This is a genomic window from Siminovitchia jepli (assembly GCF_047228825.1).
Taxonomy (GTDB): Bacteria; Bacillota; Bacilli; order Bacillales; family Bacillaceae_C; genus Siminovitchia.
Genome location: NZ_JBFEGN010000221.1, coordinates 1 through 662 on the forward strand (window position 1 = coordinate 1; position 662 = coordinate 662).

Here is a 662-nt window from a genome sequence, read left to right on the forward strand (position 1 = left end):
TTATCCCATATTTATCAAAATTTGGGGGGGTAAAATAAGTGAATTATCTCGAAGAATTTTTACTCCTCAAAGCTGAGTCTAGTTCACAGATCCCGATGAAGTTGGCAGCATTGGTCCATGTTTTCCTTCTCTTAAAACGAATCAAACGTTTGATTCGCATCTACCTTTCATTACGGCAGGGCACTGCTCCCGAAAAAAACGAAGGACAAGCAGATTGGAAAAAGTCATTGTTGCCCTGCCTAAATTATAAGGATGGTTGAGCATGTTATAGGTCGACGTAACGGAACCTGATTGCCAAACTTTTGAAAATCCCGTTGCCGAATCCATCGTATTGATATTCATTGACGGAACCGCCTTTCTTTGTTTCACGGATCAGCTGATTCAAATGATCGTATGTGTATGTCTCTTTCTTCCCGTCATTGTAAACAATCTCCGTACGGTTGCCGTTGGCATCATACGTGTATTTTTCATCGATAACGGTCGTCATGGCTCCGGTTGACGTGTTTACTTTGTTTGTGGATATGGAGATCCCCTCTTGCCGGCCGGGTCATGGACAGCCGTCCCGCCCGTTTTCGTCCAATTAGTTAGGGCTTACTGAACAACCTTTATTTTGATCAATAGTTTGCCACTCGCAGTTTCTGAAATAAAAATAGCCGTCGAAT

At 42.7% G+C, this 662-nt stretch carries 2 protein-coding genes; one reads left to right on the forward strand and one right to left on the reverse strand.

Annotated elements, in window-relative coordinates:
* The first annotated feature begins 38 nt into the window (after window positions 1-38).
* Window positions 39-260 (forward strand): hypothetical protein, encoded by a 222-nt coding sequence (locus tag AB1L08_RS22480; RefSeq protein WP_413066789.1) that lies wholly within the window; start codon window positions 39-41, stop codon window positions 258-260.
* 5 nt (window positions 261-265) lie between these two features.
* Here the strand turns inward: AB1L08_RS22480 and AB1L08_RS22485 are convergent, their stop codons facing one another.
* Complete coding sequence (locus AB1L08_RS22485; protein ID WP_413066790.1) at window positions 266-487, reverse strand: hypothetical protein; 222 nt, start codon at window positions 485-487, stop codon at window positions 266-268.
* Window positions 488-662: the final 175 nt, after the last annotated feature.

Bases quoted from the DNA above. Each gene is read 5' to 3' on its own strand.
- AB1L08_RS22485 (WP_413066790.1), bottom strand. From the start codon at position 487: ATGACGACCGTTATCGATGAAAAATACACGTATGATGCCAACGGCAAC.